This is a genomic window from Oleiphilus sp. HI0123 (assembly GCF_001635315.1).
Window position 1 is genome coordinate 1 of sequence record NZ_LWGE01001477.1, and the last position, 2,362, is coordinate 2,362.

General features: G+C 41.5%; 5 protein-coding genes. 3 read left to right on the top strand and 2 right to left on the bottom strand.

The window, feature by feature from the left end:
• Positions 1-292: response regulator (locus tag A3761_RS19440; RefSeq protein WP_156491964.1), on the bottom strand; the 292-nt coding region annotated here is incomplete at its 3' end.
• Positions 293-445: 153 nt separating this feature from the next.
• Here A3761_RS19440 and A3761_RS19445 point away from each other — a divergent pair.
• Positions 446-688, top strand: coding sequence for an Arc family DNA-binding protein (locus A3761_RS19445; protein ID WP_082865296.1), 243 nt, complete (start codon positions 446-448; stop codon positions 686-688).
• A gap of 63 nt (positions 689-751) precedes the next feature.
• Here A3761_RS19445 and A3761_RS19450 read toward each other — a convergent pair whose 3' ends face one another.
• The gene (locus A3761_RS19450; protein WP_068511303.1) at positions 752-958 is read right to left on the bottom strand and encodes a twin transmembrane helix small protein; all 207 of its coding nucleotides are present in this window, start codon (positions 956-958) and stop codon (positions 752-754) included.
• Between the two features lie 150 nt (positions 959-1,108).
• Here A3761_RS19450 and A3761_RS19455 point away from each other — a divergent pair, with 150 nt between their 5' ends.
• Positions 1,109-1,783 (top strand): SURF1 family protein, encoded by a 675-nt coding sequence (locus A3761_RS19455; RefSeq protein WP_068511305.1) that lies wholly within the window; start codon positions 1,109-1,111, stop codon positions 1,781-1,783.
• A gap of 10 nt (positions 1,784-1,793) precedes the next feature.
• A partial coding sequence (locus A3761_RS19460; RefSeq protein ID WP_068750713.1) for a hypothetical protein occupies positions 1,794-2,362 on the top strand: 569 nt, incomplete at its 3' end.

A 2,362-nucleotide genomic window follows, 5' to 3' on the forward strand; every position in this document is an offset into this window, starting at 1 on the left:
CTTTGATTTCATTTTTTGAAAACCCTGCAGAAATCAAAACATTCGGCACAGAGTGAAAACGCGCCTGGTTCATCAGTGACTTGATCACATCAATACCTGTAAAGAACGGTAGCTTGTTATCTAAAATAACCAAATCTGGCGTGCGACTTCCAGGGTCACCCAGTACGTCAATCGCCTGCGCACCATTCTGCAGCATGCATAAATCAACTTCCTGCTCGTGCTGTTCGATAATCCTAGTGACCAAGAAACTCTCGTCAGGGCAATCATCGACAACAACATATGGATTCGGCATTAATTATCCTTTCAATTATTTTCCAATCTTTTATTCTATCCTTATTCGCTTTAGTTTGAACAGACCTCGGAAAGCCAACGGAATCCGTTGAGTGAAACAGCCGTAACATCATAATAGTAGCCATTAAATAAATATTTCATTATTGTGGTAATTATGAGCGACGAATACGGACACAGATTAAAAGCTTTTTCATTAAGAATGGAAAAAGAGCTTAGAAGAAAGCTTGAAGAACAAGCGAAACAGAATGGTCGAACCTTAACTTCGGAAATCAACCATCGCTTGGAAAACTCTCTTGATGAAAGCGAAAAAGAATCTGAACTAAAGAGTGTTGAAGAGTCACTAAGCTCTCTGCATGAAAAGTTAGATCACCTTTCAGCAAAAAGTTCAGATTCATAGATCAAGCCAACTTGTATACAAGTGAACGGTTACGTTCACTTGCGCCTGTTAGAAAGTAGCCCCTCAAAACTGGTTCGGTGCGATCAGCCCCAGATAATAGCCAGCAATTAATAGCACTAACAATGATATAGATAAAGATATGCGTACAGTCAGCGCAGTGAGCACTCGTGTATGCTGATTATCATCTTTACCTAAAAAGAAAGCGCCCGCACCAAGACTGACAAGAACCGCCAACAAGTTAATTAGTATTAGAATTTTATAAAAGCTCATGGGTCACCTTTTTTTAAGTCTTATTCTGATAGGCTTTGTTCTAGCTTCAGCGTAACAGAAAAATAATACTCAATGAACTGCGACTGACCATTAAATATGCCCTATTCTTTTCAGCCTAAGTTTTTCCTCTCTTTGTTTTGCACCCTAATGATGCTTGTTTTTTGTGCTTTGGGCCTTTGGCAATTGCAACGAGCTGATGAGAAACAGCAAACCCAATCCGAGCTTGAAGAATTGAGCATGCTGCCTCCCAGAAACTTAAACCTACAAAGCAACCATCTTAAATCGGCCTCCAAAGCCCTTGCGACGGGCCACTACCTAGTTAATGAGCAATTCTTATTAGACAATATTGTTCACAAGGGCAAACCAGGCTACTACCTAATGAGCCCTTTTTTACTAAGCAATCGAGATGAAGTTATTTTGGTGAACCGCGGATGGCTGGCCAAACAGCAAAACGGACTGCCTGAGTTCAAGACGCCAACTGAGCAATTAAGTTTACGCGGCATCCTCGCTCTACCACGCTCTAAGCCAGTCATCCTTGGGAGTATCGATCACCCTATTTCTGCTACGCCACCGCTGTGGTATTACATGGATATGGAAGTTTTTCAGCAGCAAAGCAGCTATAAAGCTCTTCCTTTAATTTTGCGACTTGCGCCCGAACCCGATTCAGATTTCGTGAGAGACTGGCCTAAATTCCAAGCAAAGTCCGGGATGCACATTGGCTATGCAATTCAGTGGTTTGTTTTCGCATTCTTTGTTTTAATAGCCCTTCTTGGTATTAATTTTAAAAGCAAAGCCAAACCTAATAAAAATAATAGTAACAACTAATGGTGATTAAATGAGCAACCCTTCGGTGCCAGTAAATAAGCCTTCTTTTGATAAGCCACAAAACCCCACCCTTTTTAAGCGCCTGGTTAATCCTCTAGTTATTATGCTGGTGCTGTTTGGCTTCCCTTATATCGCATCCTGGTATTTTATGAATAGCGAAGGTAGCTTTTCTGTGGGTGACTTAGGAAATCATGGACAATTAGTCTCCCCCGTTTTACCAATTGGCGAGTACTCACTCAAGACAAGCGCTGGCGAAATACTTTCGGATAAAAGTTTAGCCGGAAGCTGGCGTCTATTTACGGTGAGTTCATCCTGTGAACAATCTTGTCAGGATACGCTTTTAGTCATTCGACAAGCCAGGAAATCAACAGGAATAAACCGCAAGGTCGTCAAACCCATTCTATTACTAAAAACTCCCGAAGCATTAGCACCCTTTAAAGTAGACCTTACACAAGCCTTTCCTCAGTTAGCAACAGTGAGCTCGGACAGCCTTGATGCCAAAGTGCTGATCAACACATTTTCTCAAACACATGCTCAGGTCGAAAATAGTATTTTCATGGTCGACCCCTATAACAATCT

What these genes read in the sequence shown, in the direction of transcription:
- A3761_RS19445 (WP_082865296.1), top strand. Translation starts at nt 446, where the DNA reads ATGAGCGACGAATACGGACACAGATTAAAAGCTTTTTCATTAAGAATG.
- A3761_RS19450 (WP_068511303.1), bottom strand. Translation starts at nt 958, where the DNA reads ATGAGCTTTTATAAAATTCTAATACTAATTAACTTGTTGGCGGTTCTT.
- A3761_RS19455 (WP_068511305.1), top strand. Translation starts at nt 1,109, where the DNA reads ATGCTTGTTTTTTGTGCTTTGGGCCTTTGGCAATTGCAACGAGCTGAT.